Annotated in this window: 22 protein-coding genes, 2 tRNA genes and 1 riboswitch; of the genes, 12 read left to right on the plus strand and 12 right to left on the minus strand. The window is 64.6% G+C overall.

What is annotated here, in order from left to right:
* Positions 1-15: 15 nt before the first annotated feature.
* Positions 16-852, minus strand: coding sequence for an SDR family oxidoreductase (locus ACFSM0_RS04540; RefSeq protein WP_377387760.1), 837 nt, complete (start codon positions 850-852; stop codon positions 16-18).
* Between the two features lie 87 nt (positions 853-939).
* Between ACFSM0_RS04540 and ACFSM0_RS04545 the strand changes: the two genes are divergently transcribed.
* Positions 940-1,341, plus strand: coding sequence for a winged helix-turn-helix transcriptional regulator (locus ACFSM0_RS04545; RefSeq protein ID WP_377387762.1), 402 nt, complete (start codon positions 940-942; stop codon positions 1,339-1,341).
* On the opposite strand, the gene ACFSM0_RS04550 is transcribed toward ACFSM0_RS04545, so the two are convergent.
* Both ACFSM0_RS04550 and ACFSM0_RS04555 read right to left on the minus strand, forming a co-directional pair.
* A complete protein-coding gene (locus ACFSM0_RS04550) occupies positions 1,307-1,762 on the minus strand; it encodes an arsenate-mycothiol transferase ArsC (protein ID WP_377387764.1) in 456 nt (151 codons plus the stop codon). The genes ACFSM0_RS04545 and ACFSM0_RS04550 overlap by 35 nt on opposite strands.
* Positions 1,762-2,241: a UPF0262 family protein gene (locus tag ACFSM0_RS04555; RefSeq protein WP_377387766.1), complete on the minus strand. Its 480-nt coding sequence runs from the start codon at positions 2,239-2,241 to the stop codon at positions 1,762-1,764. Before ACFSM0_RS04555 ends, ACFSM0_RS04550 begins: the two co-directional genes overlap by 1 nt.
* A 127-nt stretch (positions 2,242-2,368) precedes the next feature.
* On the opposite strand from ACFSM0_RS04555, the gene ACFSM0_RS04560 reads away from it, so the two are divergent.
* Positions 2,369-2,644: a hypothetical protein gene (locus tag ACFSM0_RS04560; protein WP_377387768.1), complete on the plus strand. Its 276-nt coding sequence runs from the start codon at positions 2,369-2,371 to the stop codon at positions 2,642-2,644.
* A gap of 18 nt (positions 2,645-2,662) precedes the next feature.
* Here the strand turns inward: ACFSM0_RS04560 and hisD are convergent, their stop codons facing one another.
* The 5 genes from hisD to ACFSM0_RS04585 form a co-directional block, all read right to left on the minus strand.
* Positions 2,663-3,973 carry a histidinol dehydrogenase gene (gene hisD / locus ACFSM0_RS04565; RefSeq protein WP_377387770.1) on the minus strand — a complete coding sequence of 437 codons (1,311 nt, stop codon included), beginning with the start codon at positions 3,971-3,973 and terminating at the stop codon, positions 2,663-2,665.
* 123 nt (positions 3,974-4,096) lie between these two features.
* On the minus strand, positions 4,097-4,570 hold the full coding sequence (locus ACFSM0_RS04570; protein ID WP_377387772.1) for a GNAT family N-acetyltransferase: 474 nt from the start codon (positions 4,568-4,570) through the stop codon (positions 4,097-4,099).
* Complete coding sequence (locus tag ACFSM0_RS04575; RefSeq protein ID WP_377387774.1) at positions 4,567-5,046, minus strand: DUF2948 family protein; 480 nt, start codon at positions 5,044-5,046, stop codon at positions 4,567-4,569. Before ACFSM0_RS04575 ends, ACFSM0_RS04570 begins: the two co-directional genes overlap by 4 nt.
* Positions 5,043-6,311 (minus strand): UDP-N-acetylglucosamine 1-carboxyvinyltransferase, encoded by a 1,269-nt coding sequence (gene murA, locus ACFSM0_RS04580; protein ID WP_377387776.1) that lies wholly within the window; start codon positions 6,309-6,311, stop codon positions 5,043-5,045. The genes ACFSM0_RS04575 and murA overlap by 4 nt, the downstream gene beginning before the upstream one ends.
* Positions 6,311-6,502 (minus strand): hypothetical protein, encoded by a 192-nt coding sequence (locus ACFSM0_RS04585; RefSeq protein WP_377387778.1) that lies wholly within the window; start codon positions 6,500-6,502, stop codon positions 6,311-6,313. The genes murA and ACFSM0_RS04585 overlap by 1 nt, the downstream gene beginning before the upstream one ends.
* A gap of 113 nt (positions 6,503-6,615) precedes the next feature.
* On the opposite strand from ACFSM0_RS04585, the gene ACFSM0_RS04590 reads away from it, so the two are divergent.
* From ACFSM0_RS04590 to ACFSM0_RS04615, 6 genes are all read left to right on the plus strand, one after another.
* Positions 6,616-6,690 (plus strand) — tRNA-Thr (locus ACFSM0_RS04590).
* Between the two features lie 92 nt (positions 6,691-6,782).
* On the plus strand, positions 6,783-7,550 hold the full coding sequence (locus ACFSM0_RS04595; RefSeq protein ID WP_377387780.1) for a DUF6538 domain-containing protein: 768 nt from the start codon (positions 6,783-6,785) through the stop codon (positions 7,548-7,550).
* A gap of 130 nt (positions 7,551-7,680) precedes the next feature.
* Complete coding sequence (locus ACFSM0_RS04600) at positions 7,681-7,893, plus strand: hypothetical protein (protein ID WP_377387782.1); 213 nt, start codon at positions 7,681-7,683, stop codon at positions 7,891-7,893.
* A gap of 14 nt (positions 7,894-7,907) precedes the next feature.
* A complete protein-coding gene (locus tag ACFSM0_RS04605; protein WP_377387784.1) occupies positions 7,908-8,249 on the plus strand; it encodes a helix-turn-helix domain-containing protein in 342 nt (113 codons plus the stop codon).
* A 1,519-nt stretch (positions 8,250-9,768) separates the two neighbouring features.
* Positions 9,769-10,215, plus strand: a complete 447-nt coding sequence (locus ACFSM0_RS04610; protein WP_377387786.1) for a helix-turn-helix domain-containing protein — start codon at positions 9,769-9,771, stop codon at positions 10,213-10,215.
* A complete protein-coding gene (locus tag ACFSM0_RS04615; RefSeq protein WP_377387788.1) occupies positions 10,212-10,379 on the plus strand; it encodes a hypothetical protein in 168 nt (55 codons plus the stop codon). The genes ACFSM0_RS04610 and ACFSM0_RS04615 overlap by 4 nt, the downstream gene beginning before the upstream one ends.
* A gap of 67 nt (positions 10,380-10,446) precedes the next feature.
* Here ACFSM0_RS04615 and ACFSM0_RS04620 read toward each other — a convergent pair whose 3' ends face one another.
* The 3 genes from ACFSM0_RS04620 to ACFSM0_RS04630 all read right to left on the minus strand — a co-directional run bounded on the left by ACFSM0_RS04620 (position 10,447) and on the right by ACFSM0_RS04630 (position 11,699).
* On the minus strand, positions 10,447-10,764 hold the full coding sequence (locus tag ACFSM0_RS04620; protein ID WP_377387790.1) for a helix-turn-helix transcriptional regulator: 318 nt from the start codon (positions 10,762-10,764) through the stop codon (positions 10,447-10,449).
* 121 nt (positions 10,765-10,885) lie between these two features.
* Positions 10,886-10,961, minus strand: a tRNA-Phe gene (locus ACFSM0_RS04625).
* A gap of 324 nt (positions 10,962-11,285) precedes the next feature.
* Positions 11,286-11,699 carry a c-type cytochrome gene (locus ACFSM0_RS04630; protein ID WP_377387792.1) on the minus strand — a complete coding sequence of 138 codons (414 nt, stop codon included), beginning with the start codon at positions 11,697-11,699 and terminating at the stop codon, positions 11,286-11,288.
* A 104-nt stretch (positions 11,700-11,803) separates the two neighbouring features.
* Positions 11,804-11,903, plus strand: a riboswitch (TPP riboswitch).
* A 35-nt stretch (positions 11,904-11,938) separates the two neighbouring features.
* Between ACFSM0_RS04630 and ACFSM0_RS04635 the strand changes: the two genes are divergently transcribed.
* From ACFSM0_RS04635 to ACFSM0_RS04650, 4 genes are all read left to right on the plus strand, one after another.
* Positions 11,939-12,928 (plus strand): thiamine ABC transporter substrate-binding protein, encoded by a 990-nt coding sequence (locus tag ACFSM0_RS04635; protein ID WP_377387794.1) that lies wholly within the window; start codon positions 11,939-11,941, stop codon positions 12,926-12,928.
* Positions 12,904-14,448, plus strand: a complete 1,545-nt coding sequence (locus ACFSM0_RS04640; RefSeq protein ID WP_377387796.1) for an ABC transporter permease family protein — start codon at positions 12,904-12,906, stop codon at positions 14,446-14,448. The genes ACFSM0_RS04635 and ACFSM0_RS04640 overlap by 25 nt, the downstream gene beginning before the upstream one ends.
* On the plus strand, positions 14,432-15,139 hold the full coding sequence (locus ACFSM0_RS04645) for a thiamine ABC transporter ATP-binding protein (RefSeq protein WP_377387798.1): 708 nt from the start codon (positions 14,432-14,434) through the stop codon (positions 15,137-15,139). The genes ACFSM0_RS04640 and ACFSM0_RS04645 overlap by 17 nt, the downstream gene beginning before the upstream one ends.
* A 106-nt stretch (positions 15,140-15,245) precedes the next feature.
* Entirely contained in the window at positions 15,246-15,602 is a 357-nt protein-coding gene (locus ACFSM0_RS04650) for a hypothetical protein (protein ID WP_377387800.1), read from the plus strand.
* Positions 15,603-15,608: 6 nt separating this feature from the next.
* Here the strand turns inward: ACFSM0_RS04650 and ACFSM0_RS04655 are convergent, their stop codons facing one another.
* Positions 15,609-16,049, minus strand: a complete 441-nt coding sequence (locus ACFSM0_RS04655) for a c-type cytochrome (protein ID WP_377387802.1) — start codon at positions 16,047-16,049, stop codon at positions 15,609-15,611.
* Between the last annotated feature and the right edge of the window lie 22 nt (positions 16,050-16,071).

Below are 16,071 nucleotides of genomic sequence, written 5' to 3' on the forward strand. Positions count from 1 at the left end.
CTGCCGGACCAGAGATCAGGCGAGCGCCACGCGGATCGTTTCCGCAATCGGCGTGGTCGGGCGGCCGATCAGGCCCGAGAGCGTGTAGCTGTCATCAAAAAGCGCCGCGGCGCTGCCCGAGGTGGCATCCGATTGCGCGAGCGTGGCGGCGAACCCGGCAGGCACGCCAAACCCTTCGAGCGCCTTGGCATACTCCGCTTCGGGCAGGTTCACGAATTTGACCGGCTTGCCCGATTGCTTCGAGACCTCGGCGGCAAATTCAGCCATGGTGAAGGCCGTGTCGCCCGCAAGCTCGTAAACCTTGCCCGCATGCGCGCCATCAAGCGCCGCAACCGCTGCCGCTTCGGCATAATCGGCGCGCGCCGCCGTCGCCAGCTTGCCTTCGCCCGCCGCGCCGATCACCGCACCATGCTCAAGCGCCGCGCCAAGGCTGCCGGTCAGGTTTTCGCTATACCAGCCGTTGCGCAGGATCGTGTGCGGCACGCCGGCTTCGTGCAGCGCGGCCTCGGTGGCGATATGGTCGGCGGCCAGAAGCGTCATCGGCGAGGCCGCGCCCTTGAGCACCGAGGTATACACGATCCGGCCCACGCCAGCGGCTTTTGCCGCGTCGATGACACGTTTGTGCTGGCCGGCGCGATCGCTGAAATCATTGGAAGAAATCAGGATCAGAACCTCAACCCCCTTGAGCGCCGCCGGATCGGGGGCATTGTAGTCGAACGCGCGCGCTTCAAACCCGCCCGTCACTTTGGACGGGGTCCGGGCAAGCGCGACGGGGGCGGCCCCACGGGCTTTCAGCGCGGCGAGGGTGAGGGCGCCCAGATGTCCGGTGGCGGCGGTCACGGCGATGGTCATGGCAATCTCCTTATGCTTGCGTCTTGCCCTGATTTAGGCGCACTGCTAACAAAGCGTAAGAACATACAATAATGTAAGTATACCAAAATGATGCACAGAACGCGTGCAAACAGCACCGAAGAGGGCCCGCGCGGCGATGTTCTGGCCCGCGCCTGCCCGTCGCGGCAGATCTTGCAACATGTGACCTCGCGCTGGGGCGGGCTCATCCTGATCGCGCTGCGCGGCGGCACGTTGCGATTTGCCGAGCTGCGCCGCCGCATCGACGGCATCTCCGAGCGGATGCTGGCGCAAACGCTGCAGGTGCTGGAGGCGGACGGGCTTCTCATTCGCACCGATCACGGCGAGGTGCCGCCGCGGGTCGATTACCGGCTGACCCCGGCGGGAGAAGAGATCTCGGCGCGCGTCTTTGCGCTCAGCGACTGGATCGAGAGCCACCTGCCCGAGTTGATGGCGCTCAGTTCCGATGCGGCGGGCCGAACCGGCCAATGATGTGATCGCGGATCTGGTCGCGTGCCTGGCGATAATAATGCAGCCGCGCCTCGCGGCCCTCGCCCAGCCCGGTCGGGTCCATGATCATCCAGTGCTCGACCTCGATGTGGTAAAACCGCGTCAGATCAAGCGCCTGATGATAAGAGGCGGGGCTGAGCGCAACGATCAGGTCAAACCCGCTCAGATCATCCCCCATCTCGCGCAATTCGTGAAAGCTGCGGGCCTGATGGCGCTCGAGGTTTACCCCGATCTCGGAACAGACGGTGATCGCGAACCCGTCGGTGTCGAGATCCGCCTTCACCCCCACCGATTGCACATAGACCTCGCGACCGTAAAACTTTTTCATCATCCCCTCGGCCATCGGCGAGCGCGTGGCGTTGTGGTCGCAACAAAACAGCACCGAATGGGGAAGGCTTGTCATCAGTTTGCCGGGGTGAGCGCGCAGACGAGGGTGAACAGGCGGCGCGCGGTGTCGATATCAATTTCTGCCTTGCCTTGAAGGCGCTCCTGCACCACGCGGGCGCCCTCGTTATGAATGCCGCGGCGCGCCATGTCGATTGCCTCGATCTGCGAGGGGGGGAGCTTTTTCACCGCCTCGAAATAGCTCTGGCAGATCTGGAAATAGTCTTTCACCACCTGCCGGAACGGGCCGAAGGAGAGGTGAAATTCGGTGACTTTCTCGCCGGTTTCAAGGCAGGTGTCGAACACGAGCCGCCCGTCGCGCACGGCAAGGGTGAGCGCGTAGGGCCCCTCGGGGGCGGGCTGTCCATCACGCCCCGGCAGCGTCCACGAGTTGTCCTCCAGCAGGTCAAATACCGCCACGCGGCGGTCTTGCTCGATTTCCGGGGTGGGCGCGGGCAGGCCCGAATCGTCGATCTCGAGGCGGGAAATGCGGCTCATGTCTCTCCCCTGTTTTAAACGGGTATGACAGTGGCGCAGCCGTTTCTCAAGCATCATTGCCGCATTGACGGAAGGCTTGGCGCGACATCAATTCAAGCGCACATTTCACAACTCAGGTCTTCAAAAAATGCGTGATTTCTTCATCCGTGCCCTTGACGTGATCGTCGGGGTGCTCGTCGTCATCTCAACCATCGGGGTGGCGCTCTCCGGTATCATTGTGCTGATCGCTCCAGCTGGGCTGGTTCCACAGGGCCAAGGGGGCTTTTTCCCCGCCCTTGCGATCTGGATCAGCGGCGGGCTCACCGTGATGATCACCGGCGGCTCGCTCTTTCTCGGGCTCGGCATCTACGACAACACCCACCGCGCCGCAAAAGCGCTGGAAACGCTCGCCGCGAAGGCGTGACAGAGGGCGCGCGGGGCCTCAGTCCCGCGCGTTCAGAGCCTCAAGCCGCGCGCGGACCGAGAGCCCGTGCGCCTCAAGGCTTTCCGAAATCGCCAGCGTTTCCGCCGCGGGGCCGATGGCGCGCAGCGCTTCGGGGGTCATTTTTGCGAGCGTGGTGCGCTTGAGGAAATCCATCACCGACAGGCCCGAGGAGAACCGCGCCGAGCGCGCGGTGGGCAGCACATGGTTCGGCCCGCCCACATAATCGCCAATCGCTTCGGGCGTCCAGGAGCCAAGGAAGATCGCGCCGGCATGGGTGATCTTTTCCGAGAGCGCCTCGGGGTCTGCGACACAAAGCTCAAGGTGTTCGGGGGCAACGCGGTTCGAGAGCAGCGCCGCTTCCGCCAGATCGCGGGTCACGATCACCGTGCCATAATCACGCCAGCTCGGCCCCGCGATCTCGCGCCGCGCCAGCGTTTCGAGCCGTTTTTCCACCGCCGCCGTGACCGCTTTGGCGAAATCAGCGTCCGGCGTCAGGATCAGCGCCTGAGCGGATTGGTCATGCTCGGCTTGCGAGAGCAGGTCAATCGCCACCCAGTCGGGGTTTGCCGTTGCATCGGCGATGACGAGAATTTCCGAGGGGCCGGCGATCATGTCAATGCCGACACGGCCAAACACGCGCCGCTTTGCCGCCGCCACAAAGGCATTGCCCGGCCCGGTGATCTTGTCGACGGGCTGCACGGTTTCGGTGCCATAGGCGAGCGCCGCCACTGCCTGCGCGCCGCCGATCCGGTAAACGGTATCCACCCCCGCCAATTGCGCGGCAAGAAGGACGAGCGGATTGACCGCCCCGCCCGGCGTCGGGCAGACGACAACAAGCCGCTCCACCCCCGCCACCTTGGCCGGGATCGCGTTCATCAGAACGGAAGAGGGGTAAGAGGCGAGCCCGCCCGGCACATAGAGCCCCGCCGCCGACACGGGCGACCAGCGCCAGCCAAGCTCCGCCCCGGTCGGCTCGGTCCAGCGTTCCTCCATCACCGGCATCTGGCGCAGGTGATAGGCGCGGATGCGCGCGGCTGCGAGTTCAAGCGCGGCGCGCTCTTCTGCGCTCACCTTCGCCACCTCGGCCGCGATCTCTTCGGGCGAGAAAGCAAGTGTTTCGGGTGTGAGCGGGAGCCGGTCGAATTTCGCGGTATAGTCGATCACCGCCGCATCGCCGCGCGCGCGCACCTCGGCGATGATCGCCGCCACGGTGGCATCCACATCGGGGCTGTCCTCGCGTTTCATCCCCAGAAGCGCGGTGAAACGGGTCTCGAAATCGGCGTCTTGAGTGCTGAGGAAATGCGGCATCACGGAGCTCCTTCTGCGCTCGGGATAGAGCCTTGAGGCGCGCGGGGCAAGGCTTGGCGGCGCAAAGCGGGGGTTTTGCACCCCCGCACCCCCGCAGGATATTTTTGGCAAGATGAAAGGGGCTCAGGCGAGGGTCTTGGCAAGCGCATGGCCGAGCAGCGCGCCGCCCGGTGCGGCGGGGTCCGCCGTCCAGCCCTGCGCGAGGTAAAATCCGCGCGCGGTATTGGTGGCGGTGAGGCGGGCCTCCGTGCGGCCAAGGGCGAGGAGCGCGCCTTCAAGCGCGCCAAGCATGGCGCGCGCATGGCCCCTGCCCCTTTGCGCAGGCGCAACGAACAGAAGACTGAGCCGGCCCCGGCCCGGAGGCTGTTCGCGCCAGTCGAGCCCGCCCACCGCAACAAGGCCGCCCTCGTCCGCGATCAGGAGCCGCTGCGCGGGATCGGCGATTCGCGCGGCGATGGCGCGGGCATCATTCGCCGCGACCCAGGGCAGGAGCCGCGCGTTCTGGCCATGGTGATCGGCCGCGCACAGCTCTCGGATTGCCGCGCCGATCAGCGTGGCAATCGCGGCCGCCTCTTCAGGCCGGGCCTGCCGGATCATTCGGGGTGGTGCGGCGCCTGGCCCGAAACCGCCCCATAGGGCCGGGTCACATCGCGCAGATCGACCGCGAGGCATTCCACCTCGGCGGCAAGCGCCCCGTCGCCCGCAAGCGTCAGCACCACGCGCCCCGCGCCGTCTGCCCCGGGCTCGAACCCCACATCAAGCACCGACAGCACGAGATCTCCATCTTGCCGGTCGAACCCCTGCGAGGCGACCTTGAGCACATCGGAAATCACGAACAGCGCCTGCACCCGCTCATAGGTGCGCCCCGCCGCCTCGGCCCGCGCCTTGTCTTCCCAGCGGAAGCGGTTGAGCAGCATCGAGAGCCGATGCGCCTTCGGCTCGTAGCGGATCTCGGAGACCGGCAGCACCGCATCTTGCACAAGCGCGGCAATCACCGCGAGATCTTCGGCGCTTTCGGCGCGCAGGTTCAGCGGCGCCTCGCCACCATCGGCAAACCGTGCATCCCGGCTCATTCGTCCCTCACCCGTTCGATCTGCGCCCCCACGGCGCGCAACTTGTCTTCCACCCGTTCATAGCCGCGATCAAGGTGATAGACGCGGCTCACCACGGTTTCCCCCTCTGCGGCGAGCCCCGCGAGGATCAGCGACACCGAGGCGCGCAGATCGGTCGCCATCACGCGCGCGCCCTTGAGCTTCGCGACGCCATGGACGGTGGCATGCCCGCCCTGCACCTCGATCTTGGCGCCCATCCGCATCAACTCGGGCGCATGCATGAAGCGGTTCTCGAAGATCCGCTCCTCCAGCACCGAGGTGCCCTCGGCGGTGCACAGAAGCGCCATCATCTGCGCCTGCAGATCGGTCGGAAAGCCCGGGAAAGGCTCTGTCACCACATCGACAGCGTTGATCCGGCCGTTTTTGCGGCGCACCTTGAGGCCGCGCTCTGTCTCTTCAACCGCAACGCCGGCGGCATCGAGCTTTTCGCAGAAGCTCTCCACCAGTGCGATCCGCCCGCCGAGGCATTCCACCTCGCCGCCGCAGATCGCCGGCGCCAGCATATAGGTGCCCAGCTCGATCCGGTCGGTCACCACCGGATGCGTTGCCCCATGCAGCCGGTCGACCCCCTGAATGGTGATCTCGGAGGTGCCCTCGCCCTCGATCTCGGCCCCCATCGCGCGCAGACAGCGCGCAAGATCCACGATTTCCGGCTCGCGCGCGGCGTTTTTAAGCACCGAAGTGCCCTTGGCCAGAACCGCCGCCATCAGGAAGTTCTCGGTCGCCCCCACAGAGGCAAAGCGCATCTCGTGGATCGCGCCCTTGAGGCCCCCCTTGGCCTGCGCATGCAGGTATCCGTCCTTCAACTCGATCTCCGCCCCCAGCGCGGAGAGCGCATCGATATGAATATCCATCGGGCGCGCGCCGATCGCGCAGCCGCCCGGCAGCGAGACAACGGCATGGCCAAGCCGCGCCAGCAGCGGCCCGAGCACAAGGTTCGAGGCGCGCATCTTGCGCACGATGTCATAATCGGCAACCGGGTTGATGTCGCCGTGGCAGGAGGTGGCGAGCACCTTGCCATCCTGCAGGGCCGTCACCTCGGCCCCGAGCGAGGCCAGAAGCTGGGTCATGGTGCGAATGTCGGAGAGCCGGGGCGCATTGGTGAGCGTCAGCGGCTCTTCGCTGAGCAGGGTTGCGGGCATCAGCGCGAGACAGGCGTTTTTCGCCCCCGCGATCGGGATCTGGCCAGAGAGCGGCCCGTTGCCGCGCACCAAGATGCTGTCCACTACAGGTTTCCTTCCGGGCCGGTCTCGGCCTCATCCGTATCTCCCCCCGCAACCGCGTCACGCTGCCGCGCCTGCGCCTTGCGCCGCGCCAGATTGGCCCGCAACGCCGCGGCCAGACGCGCCTCGCGCGCGCTCTGCGGGGTCGCGCCAGCGGGGCGAACACAGGATTTGTCGGGGTTTTTCTCGTTCATGGCCCCTCTCTAGCGTCCCCGGCGAAGTGTGTCGAGAGAGGGTGCGAATTTGCACTTGCATGGCCGGGATTTGTCGTCTACATCGCCGCCACGGCCCAAGAAGGCCGCTCGGTGCTGCAGTAGCTCAGTGGTAGAGCACTCCCTTGGTAAGGGAGAGGTCGAGAGTTCAATCCTCTCTTGCAGCACCATATTTTCTTGTTACATCCCAAGAAGTTGGCTGCTATCAAGGGGTTAGATTGCCTTCGGTTCTACACCGAGGTTCTACACCATGGTCTTGCAGATGGCCCGTCCGCATAAGAATCCGAAGTCCGGCGTCTACTATTTTCGCCAGAAAACGCCCGCCGATCTGGTCGCGGTGTTCGGTCGCAGGGAGGTCAGCCACTCGCTCGGAACGAAAGATCCGGCCGAGGCGAAGGAGCGCAACAGCGAAGCGGTGCGCAAACAGGCGCTGATCTGGGACCGGCTGCGCAAGCGCCCCGAGCCCCTGCCGCACAAGCAGATCGTCGCGCTCTCCGGGGTGCTGTATCGCGACTACATGGCGGCGATGGAGCTGGAGCCGGGCGAACCGGGGATCTGGGTCGAGGCGCTCAAGCTTCTGGACCGCGCGGCCGCCACGCCCGAGAGCTTGGAACGTTGGTATGGCCCCACCGTTGACACTCTGCTTCTCGAACGCGGCATCGTCACCGACGCGAGCAGCCGCCAGCGGCTCATTCAAGAGACCGACCGGGCGATCCGGCAGGTGGTCGAGCAGCAGATGAAGCGGGCCGAGGGGGACTACAGCCCGGACCCGAGCGCCAACCGTTTTCCGCCCGTCCAGCCCGTGACACCCGGCGCGAGCGCCCCGACCGAGAAGCTGAGCGTAACCGCGCTCTTCAAGCTCTGGGAGCGCGATCATCTGGCGAACGGCAAATCGGCCCGCACGGTTGGAGATTTCCGCCACAAGATCGACTCGCTGATCGCCTTCCTCGGGCATGACGAGGCGCGCGCCGTGACCACCGATTTGCTCGACCTGTTGCGTCCCTGGATCACGAAGCATCGAAAGCCGTGAGACTGTGCCAGGCAGTTCACGGATGAGCGTATCGCGCCACAAACGAACCAAGCATTACGTTTTCCGTTGGTGAATTTGACTATTCACGCCATGCTGTGAAAGCGAGACATCCGCCAGGAAGGGGAACGACGTGCCCGAGCTCGATCAAAAGACCGCCGACGACATGATGCGTGCCGAGATCGAAAAACTCACGATCGAGACGCACAGGAAGCTGGCACAGCTCGTGAGTGAAGAGGTCAAGATCAGTCCCGCAGACTTGTTGTTTCCTGCTCTCGCTGCGGCTGCGCTGATGGGGGTCTCCGCTGCGGTGACGGCTGCGCTGATGAAAACCTTCGGAGCATGAGCCCGGAGGTCAAGGTGTCGATCGGCGAGCCCGACACCAACATCGTCGTTCCGCTGCCGGCTTCGGCAGTCGCGATGTTTCATGCCGTGCTCGAAGCGATGGCGAACCGCACCCCGATCTCGCTCATTCCGCATGACGCGGAGCTTTCGACGCAGCAAGCTGCCGATTTCCTCAACGTGTCGCATCCGTTTCTCGTGCGTCAGCTTGATGCTGGCGCGCTTCCCTACCGCAAGGTCGGCGCGCATCGTCGCGTTCGTTTCGCCGATCTCGTGACGTATGAGCGCGACTGCCGACATGCGCAGGCAAAGGCCCTCGCCGATCTGCACGACGAAGAGCGCCGCCTCGGTCTCGAATGATTTCGACCTTCACCGCCTATCGCGACAGCCTCGCTACGGCTGGCGTTCCAGGTTTTCGCGAACCTAATCGAACCCTGCGAGGTGCTGCTGCCCGAGTGAGCGCCCTGCCACAGTGGAGGGTTCGGGCGCGGACTGGCGGCACAAACGAGCGCGCCGAGCCCGTCAAAGCTCCGCTCCTTCGTTTCGCAAACCACCACCATCGACCGCAGATCGACGCCCGGCACATCACCAGTCTCTCTGGCGCGCACGCTGAGTCGCATCCATGATCGCGCGCATGGTCGTGGTGCACCCGCGCAAGATCGCAGCCTGTGACCGCCCCGCGCGCATTTCCACTCGAACCAGGGAAAAGCTGTCCTTCGCCGCGCTGTCTATTTAGCTGAATAGCTGTTTGGCTGATGAGCTAAAGTCATATTACCACGCGCGGCGCAGGAAACGCGTGCCTGACCACCCACTCCAGATCGAAATCCGCGATCCTGCGATCGTCGGTGAGCATGGCGGCGCGAGGCCAATTTTCGGGAATTTCGTTCCGGTCGGTGTGGATTTCGTTTTGGGATGAGCCGTCCTTAAGTCCGCGCTTTGGTCTGGAAAATGGTTTTTCCGAGTTTTTGTCAACCGCGGCTTCGAAAAGCCCTTATTTTATTGGATTTCAGTGTTGACAAAAGATCCGCAAGGTTGACAAAAACAGTCTTTTTGACGGATTTTGTCAACCAAGATGTTATGCTTTGTCAACTTTGGGGCGATTTTGTCAACCAAAAGGCAACCTTTTGTCAACCGGAATGCAACCCTTTTGTCAACCGGACTGAGGCTGTCCACTTGTAGATCGTCCCAACGCAAGGCAGGCATCGACCGATGCCGCTCTCTTCGATCCGCACCCGCGCCATCACCGCTCTGAGCACGGCCTATTTTGCGAAACATTCTGAGATCAGGCTCGACGAGAAGGGTTACACACCCGATTGGCGCGACAACCTGCGCCGTGCTGGCTCAGGAAACACATTGAAGCTCTGCGCAATCGCTGTCTCGTCGCGATTTGAGCCCATGCATCGCCAGAGCGCCGGAGCGAGTCACTGGCAGACAGACATGAAGCGCTCGCGAGTCCACCCCTAGCTGACACCCACACAGGTGCCATCAGTGACTCGCTGCGTGAGTCTGAGGGGCTATCGCCCCCTCCTGCGCTCGATTTCAATGATCGTTGATATGAGGGCGGGAAATAACCCACACAAGAGGGAATTTGAACGATCGTTGATGTCATCACAACCTCTCCTCCACGCACTCAATCTCCAGTGTCGAAGAGCTTGGGAAAACGATCCGCGCGCGCAGGCTGACGTTTGGCCCGCACTTGGCCAATGTCGCGATGCAAAGTGGTGTGCCACCAATATCGACCGGGAGTGGAGGGTTTGCGCGCCCCGAAGTGGCTGGCACCGGATGCATCCCCATCGCACCGCGCCCCCTTTTCTAGGACTTCGGTTACGATACGCAGCTCCCGTCTTCGCGCGCGCAAGTCCCACCCGACGTGATCAGCGTGCTTGGTTACGCTCGTCTCATCAGCAACAACAGCGAGACGAACAACATGACTAACCCTTTCAAAAGCACCGAAGTCGCGCGCTTCATCGCCGACCGCGTCGAGGCATTAGCGCATCGCAAAACCCAAAACGAGATCGCCGCCGAGGCGGGCTTCCCCAACGCGAACTTCATCTCGATCCTGAAATCAGGCAAAAGCAAGTTACCACTCGACCGGGTGCCCTCGCTGGCAAAAGCGCTCGAGGTCGATCCGGCGTATCTGATGCGGATCTCGCTTGAGCAGTCGGTGGGTGTGACGGCGGCGAAGGCGATCACCGAGATTTTCGGTTCTCCTGTCACCGCGAGCGAGCGCGCCTGGCTCGATGAATTGCGCGACGCGTCGGGAAACAGCGATCCGCGGATCACGGCACGGGGACGGACAACATTGCGCGGGATCTTCGGCAAGTGACCAATCTCTTCATCACGCCACAGGGACCAATGGGACCATGGGACCAGCTCAGCGAAAACGAGAAGGCATGGATCGAGTTCATCCGGGTAATCAGTGCGGGACGTGACCCGGAAATCACTCCGGCGCGGGTGGGTGCGCTGCGTGCGCTGCTCGACGCGGGATGAGGCGTCGGAACGGAAAAGCTCAGCCATTCCCCGGGGGAGGGGCGCAAGCCCCTCACTCACAGAGTGATCATTCGCGACGAGGGATGTTCAGGTGCGTCGCGAAGCACGCTTGCATATTCGCTTCATGTTCGATCAGATCAGACAGTCGCCAGCGCGTAACGCCGGGACCGACTTTCCGTGCTTTCGGAAAGTCGCCGTTTCTTTTCCACCGATAAATCGTGTCAATGGAGACGCCGTAGCGCGCGGCAACTTCATCGACCTTCAGATAGACTTCGTTTGCTAGCGACTGTGAGCTCAATGAGCTTCTCCGGTGCTGCATTCGGTCGCTGGCGGGCTTCATCTCAGATTGCAGAGAACGGTTACGGCCTTCACCCGCCAACCGCATGCACAGAATCCCCACCTTGAAACTTCACACCAAGCGTGCGCGAAATGTAGCCCAGAACGAGGGCGACGCACTAGTGCGATGAAGCACTTCATAGAAAAATACTTTATTTCAGGGAATTAAGTGGTGCCCAGAGCCGGAATCGAACCAGCGACACGCGGATTTTCAATCCGCTGCTCTACCAACTGAGCTATCTGGGCACTCCGCATCTTGGCTCTCGCCAATCCGCTTTTGGTGGGGGGTTAGTAGACGAGGGCGTGAGGGCTGTCCAGAGGGTTTTGTCGATTTTCTGAAGAATTCAGCGGCCTTTGCACAGGACCAAATCACGCAGGGAAAAGACGCCGTCTCCGGTCTCTCTCAGCCCTCGAAACGCGGGCGGCGCGGCGCTCTCCCGCGCGCCCAGTGCCTGCTTTTCACAGTGCCTGCTTTTCACAAAATTACAAAGCCCGGCCTGAACGGCGCCCACCCAAGGCCGCCCATGCCCGCCGCCCCATGCCCCCGGCGCCGCGCCAGGTTGCCCCCGCCTACTGCTGCATCGCCCTGACATATTCCATGAGCCGCACCAGCCGCAGTGGCGTTGGTGTTTCCACGCCGTCGCCGCTGTCGTAAAGCACCGTCGGCCCCTCCAGCATCGGCGCGAAGGGCGGCATGTTCCCCGCTTCGGCCCCGATCAACTCGCCATGCGCCTTGTGGCCGACGATCTTCGACATCACCCGCGCCTCGGGAAAATTCCCGTCATTCATCATTGTCAGATCCGCGAGCGAAACCGGGCGCAGGTGCAGCTCCTGCGCAATCGGGCCGGGCTCCCCGCCCGTGCCATGGCAGCCCGCGCAATAATCCTGATAATCCTGCGCGGCGGGCGGCAAGCCTTGCGCAAGCGGCGCACAGGCCGCGAGCCCGGCCAGCACCAGCGCGAAAACCGTCAGATCAACACGCATCGTCCCCTCCCTTTGCCCCATCTTCGCACCTCCGCCGCCCCCGCGCCGTGATCGAGCGCAAATCACCTTTTCTCTTGCGCGATGGCGCGTTTTGCCTATGGTCCGGTTCCACCTCGGGGTGCCCGAAAGGCTGAGATGCGCTTGCGCGAACCCGTCGAACCTGAACCGGTTAAGACCGGCGGAGGGAAGGTGCCGGCTCTCCCGGACTGACTCCGCTCGTCAAGCCATTGGAGAGAACGATGAAGAAAACTCTGATGCTTGCGGGTTGCCTTGTCGCTGCGAATGCTGCTTTCGCCGCGGACAAACCCGTGCTCACCGTCTACGCGCCCGATTATTTCACCTCCGAATGGGGGCCCGGTCCGGCGATCGAGGCGGGCTTTGAGGCGCAATGTGGCTGCGATCTGCGCTTCGTTGCGGGCGATGTGCTGCCGCGGCTGCTGCTTGAGGGCGCAACGACCGAGGCGGATGTGGCGATCGGGCTCAACACCGATGTCACCGCGCGCGCGCGTGCAAGCGGGCTTTTCGCGCCCCATGGCGAGGATCTTTCCCGCCTTACCATGCCGGTCACATGGGAGGACGAGACCTTCCTGCCGTTTGACTGGTCCGAAGTCGCTTTCGTCTATGATCGCACCAGGCTTGCCAATCCGCCGCAGTCCTTTGCCGAGCTGCTCGACGCCCCCGCCGATGCCTTCAAGATCGCGATTCAGGATCCGCGCGCCTCGACCTCGGGGCTCGCGCTGCTCCTCTGGGTGAAGCATATCTATGGCGACAAGGCGGGCGAGGCTTGGGCGAAGCTTGCCCCCAAGGTGCTCACCGTGACGCAGGACTGGTCGCAAAGCTACGGGCTTTTCACCGATGGCGAGGCCGATATGGTGCTGAGCTTCACCACATCGCCCGCCTATCACCTGATCGCCGAGGGCGATGACACCAAGGCCGCCGCGATCTTCCCCGAGGGGCATTACTTCTATGCCGAACTCGCCGCGCAATTGAAGGGCTCGAAACACCCCGAACTCGCACAAGCCTTCATGGATTACATCCTCTCAGACGCGTTCCAGGGCATGATCGCAACCGCGAACTGGTCTTATCCGGTGATCGAAAAGCCGGGCTTCCTGCCTGAGGGCTTTGCCGCCCTGCCGCGGCCTCAGACCTCCTATTTCTACCCCGAGGCGGAGGCCGAGGCCTTGCGCGGCCCCGCAGTTGAGGAATGGCGCGCGAATTTCGGCAAATGATCCCGGCAGCACTGGCCGCAGCGCTTGTTGCGGCCCTCGTGCTTGCCCCCCTTGGCGCGGTGATCTTTCGCGCCGGGGGGCTGTCGGCACTCACACCCTCCGACCTTGACGCGCTGATCTTCACGCTTTGGCAGGCCGCGCTCTCCGCGGTGCTCAGTTGCGCGCTGGCGATCCCGCTCGCCCGCGCCTTGCACCGCCGCCGCTTTCCGGGGCGCGGCGCCTTCATCGCGCTTTTGGGGGCGCCGTTTTTATTGCCCACCATCGTGGCGGTGATGGGCCTTTTGGCGATCCTCGGCAGGCGCGGCCTTGTGAACGGGGCGCTTGCCGGCCTCGGGCTGCCCGAGATCTCGCTTTACGGGGCGCAGGGCGTTGTTGTCGCCCATATCTTTCTCAACCTGCCCCTGGCGGCGCGGATGCTGCTTCAGGGCTGGCAGGCGATCCCGGGTGAACGGCTCCGGCTCGCGCTCGCGCTCGGTCTGCCCCCCGCCGCGCAGGCGCGCCATCTGGAACGACCGATGCTGCGCGCGGTGCTGCCGGGCGCCTTTCTCGCGATTTTCCTTGTCTGTGTCAGCTCTTTTGCTGTGGCGCTCACCCTTGGCGGCGGCCCTCGCGCCTCGACACTCGAGGTGGCGATCTATCAGGCCTTCCGCTTTGATGCCGATATGGGGCGCGCGGCCACGCTGTCTTTGGTGCAGATTGCGCTGGCACTTGCCGCGCTCGGCGCGGCCTCGCGGCTGACCCTGCCAAGCACCTTTGGCGCCGGGCTTGACCGCGCCGCCCCCGTTGCGCTGGCCCCCGCGGGGCGTCACCGGCTCAAGGACGGGGCCGTGCTCGCCCTCGCCGGAGCCTTCCTGCTGGCCCCGCTTTTTGCGATCGCTCTGAAAGGCATCGCCGAAATTCCGGCCCTTCCCGCCTCGGTCTGGCAGGCGGCGGCAAATTCGGTCACGGTCGCGCTTGGCGCGACCCTGCTCACGCTCCTGCTCGCGCTCCCGCTCGCGCTCGCCAGCCCGCGCACCCGCTGGGCCGAACCCGTGGCGATGCTGCCGATGAGCGCCTCGGCGCTTGTGCTCGGCACCGGGCTCTTTTTGCTGGTGCGGCCCTGGATCGCCCCCACCGCGCTCGCCCTGCCGGTGACGATGCTCGTCAATGCCACGCTGACCCTGCCCTTCGCCTTGCGGCTCCTGCTGCCCGAGGTGCGCAGCCTGCAAGCCGATTATGACCGGCTCGCCGCCAGCCTCGGGCTCACCGGCCTCCCAAGGCTCAGGCGGCTCACCCTGCCGCGCCTCGCCCGCCCGATCGGCTTTTCCGCCGGAATCGCGGCTGCCTTTTCGATGGGCGATCTGGGCGCGATCACGCTTTTTTCAGATGGCCGCAGCCAGACCTTGCCGCTCGCCCTTTACAGCCTGATGGGAAGCTACAGGATGGAGGCGGCGGCTGGCGCCGCCTGCCTTCTGATGGCGCTGACCTTTGGCCTTTATGCCCTCTTCGACCGGATCGGAGCCCATGCTGACCCTCGATAAACTGCGGATCACGCAGGATGATTTTGCACTTGAGGCCGATTTCCGCATCGCGCCCGGCGCGCGGGTGGCGGTGCTCGGCCCCTCGGGGGCCGGCAAATCCACGCTGCTCACGACGATTGCGGGCTTTCTGGCGCCGCATTCTGGCCGGGTGCTCTGGGCGGGCGAAGACATCACGCCCGCCGCGCCCGGTGAGCGCCCGCTCTCGATCCTGTTTCAGGATCAAAACCTGTTTCCGCATCTGAGCGTGTCCCAAAACCTCGGCCTCGGCATCTCGCCGCGCCCGCGACTGAGCGCGCAGGAGCGCGCCCGGATCGAACGGGCGCTGGACCGGGTCGGGCTTTCGGGGCTCGGTGCGCGCAAACCCGCGGCGCTTTCGGGCGGCCAGCAGGGGCGGGTGGCCCTGGCGCGCTGCCTGTTGCGCGCCAAGCCGCTCTTGCTGCTCGACGAGCCCTTCGCCGCGCTTGGCCCGGCGCTGAAAGCCGAGATGCTGGCGCTTGTGGCCGAGATCGCCCGCGAACAGGGCACCGCCGTGCTCATGGTGAGCCACGATCCCTCTGACGCGCTCGCGCTCTGCCCGGAGACGGTGCTTGTGGCCGAGGGCCGCGCGCATCCGCCCCGCCCCACCGCGGCGCTTCTGGCCGATCCGCCGCCCGCGCTTGCGGCCTATCTCGGGCCCCATGCCGGGCCGTGACCTGCTCACCGAGCCGTGGCTTTGCAATGCCTTGCCGGCGCGATATATATGCCCCCACCGACCGCCTCGGCCCTGATGCCCCGGCCCTCAGACGGATGACCCGACCATGATTTTGACTGTTTCGCGTTTCGCCCCGCTGCCGCTCACCGCAGCCCTTCTTGCACTTGGCGCCTGTGGCGCCTCGCCCGAGCCGGAGATGCCCGCGCAGGCCCTGCCGGTGCCGCACATGACCCCCGCCGTCTCGCAAGACGGCGCTCTTGAGGCGCGCGAGCCCGACACCTGCCACGCCGCCGATTACACTTCGGCGCTCGGCCAGCCTGCTTCGGTGATCCCGACGCTCGGCATCACGCGCCCGATCAACGTGGTGGAATGGCGGGGCATCGAGCCGCAGATCTACAACCCGCAGCGGATCGTGTTCCGCCTTGATGCCGCAGGCAATATCTTCAACATCGACTGCGGCTGAGGCCCCTTACATCTTGAAGCGGCCGTGACAATCCTTGCACGCGGCCTGAACCGGATCGAGGGTTTTGGCGAGCGCCCCCGCGCTCGTGCCCGCAAGCGCATCGGCCGCGCGGATCATCCGGTTCGTCTTTTGCCGAAACTCGGAGGGCGCGGCCCAGATCTCGGGCAGCGCCTCGGAGGCGGGGTCATCGGCCTGCGGGCGGAACCGCGGCGCAACATCGGCCGCGCCCGCCTGCAAGGCCGTGATCGCCGCGGCGACCTCATCAGCATCAAAGCTGGTCTTGCCGGATGCGGCCTCTGCCAAAACCTTCATCTGCGCCTTGAAATCCTGCATCAGCGCGATGCGGGCCTTCACATCGGGGTTCCTGGCCTCTTCGGCCATGGCCGGGCCTGCCGTCAGCCCGACGGCAAGGAGAACAGAGAAAACTACGGGGGAACGGTGCTGCATCGGGGCCTCCTTTGCGCGGAGG

The sequence above is a fragment of the Rhodobacter lacus genome, assembly GCF_042683065.1.
Classification (GTDB): domain Bacteria; phylum Pseudomonadota; class Alphaproteobacteria; order Rhodobacterales; family Rhodobacteraceae; genus Rhodobacter; species Rhodobacter lacus.

Excerpts from the sequence above, each read along its gene's own strand:
- ACFSM0_RS04575 (WP_377387774.1), bottom strand. The coding sequence starts at position 5,046 with ATGAGCCGGGATGCACGGTTTGCCGATGGTGGCGAGGCGCCGCTGAAC.
- ACFSM0_RS04620 (WP_377387790.1), bottom strand. The coding sequence starts at position 10,764 with ATGCGGTTGGCGGGTGAAGGCCGTAACCGTTCTCTGCAATCTGAGATG.
- ACFSM0_RS04595 (WP_377387780.1), top strand. The coding sequence starts at position 6,783 with ATGGCCCGTCCGCATAAGAATCCGAAGTCCGGCGTCTACTATTTTCGC.
- ACFSM0_RS04645 (WP_377387798.1), top strand. The coding sequence starts at position 14,432 with ATGCTGACCCTCGATAAACTGCGGATCACGCAGGATGATTTTGCACTT.
- ACFSM0_RS04550 (WP_377387764.1), bottom strand. The coding sequence starts at position 1,762 with ATGACAAGCCTTCCCCATTCGGTGCTGTTTTGTTGCGACCACAACGCC.
- ACFSM0_RS04630 (WP_377387792.1), bottom strand. The coding sequence starts at position 11,699 with ATGCGTGTTGATCTGACGGTTTTCGCGCTGGTGCTGGCCGGGCTCGCG.
- ACFSM0_RS04640 (WP_377387796.1), top strand. The coding sequence starts at position 12,904 with ATGGCGCGCGAATTTCGGCAAATGATCCCGGCAGCACTGGCCGCAGCG.
- ACFSM0_RS04540 (WP_377387760.1), bottom strand. The coding sequence starts at position 852 with ATGACCATCGCCGTGACCGCCGCCACCGGACATCTGGGCGCCCTCACC.
- ACFSM0_RS04655 (WP_377387802.1), bottom strand. The coding sequence starts at position 16,049 with ATGCAGCACCGTTCCCCCGTAGTTTTCTCTGTTCTCCTTGCCGTCGGG.
- ACFSM0_RS04555 (WP_377387766.1), bottom strand. The coding sequence starts at position 2,241 with ATGAGCCGCATTTCCCGCCTCGAGATCGACGATTCGGGCCTGCCCGCG.
- ACFSM0_RS04560 (WP_377387768.1), top strand. The coding sequence starts at position 2,369 with ATGCGTGATTTCTTCATCCGTGCCCTTGACGTGATCGTCGGGGTGCTC.
- ACFSM0_RS04635 (WP_377387794.1), top strand. The coding sequence starts at position 11,939 with ATGAAGAAAACTCTGATGCTTGCGGGTTGCCTTGTCGCTGCGAATGCT.
- hisD (WP_377387770.1), bottom strand. The coding sequence starts at position 3,973 with ATGCCGCATTTCCTCAGCACTCAAGACGCCGATTTCGAGACCCGTTTC.
- ACFSM0_RS04570 (WP_377387772.1), bottom strand. The coding sequence starts at position 4,570 with ATGATCCGGCAGGCCCGGCCTGAAGAGGCGGCCGCGATTGCCACGCTG.
- ACFSM0_RS04585 (WP_377387778.1), bottom strand. The coding sequence starts at position 6,502 with ATGAACGAGAAAAACCCCGACAAATCCTGTGTTCGCCCCGCTGGCGCG.
- ACFSM0_RS04650 (WP_377387800.1), top strand. The coding sequence starts at position 15,246 with ATGATTTTGACTGTTTCGCGTTTCGCCCCGCTGCCGCTCACCGCAGCC.
- ACFSM0_RS04545 (WP_377387762.1), top strand. The coding sequence starts at position 940 with ATGATGCACAGAACGCGTGCAAACAGCACCGAAGAGGGCCCGCGCGGC.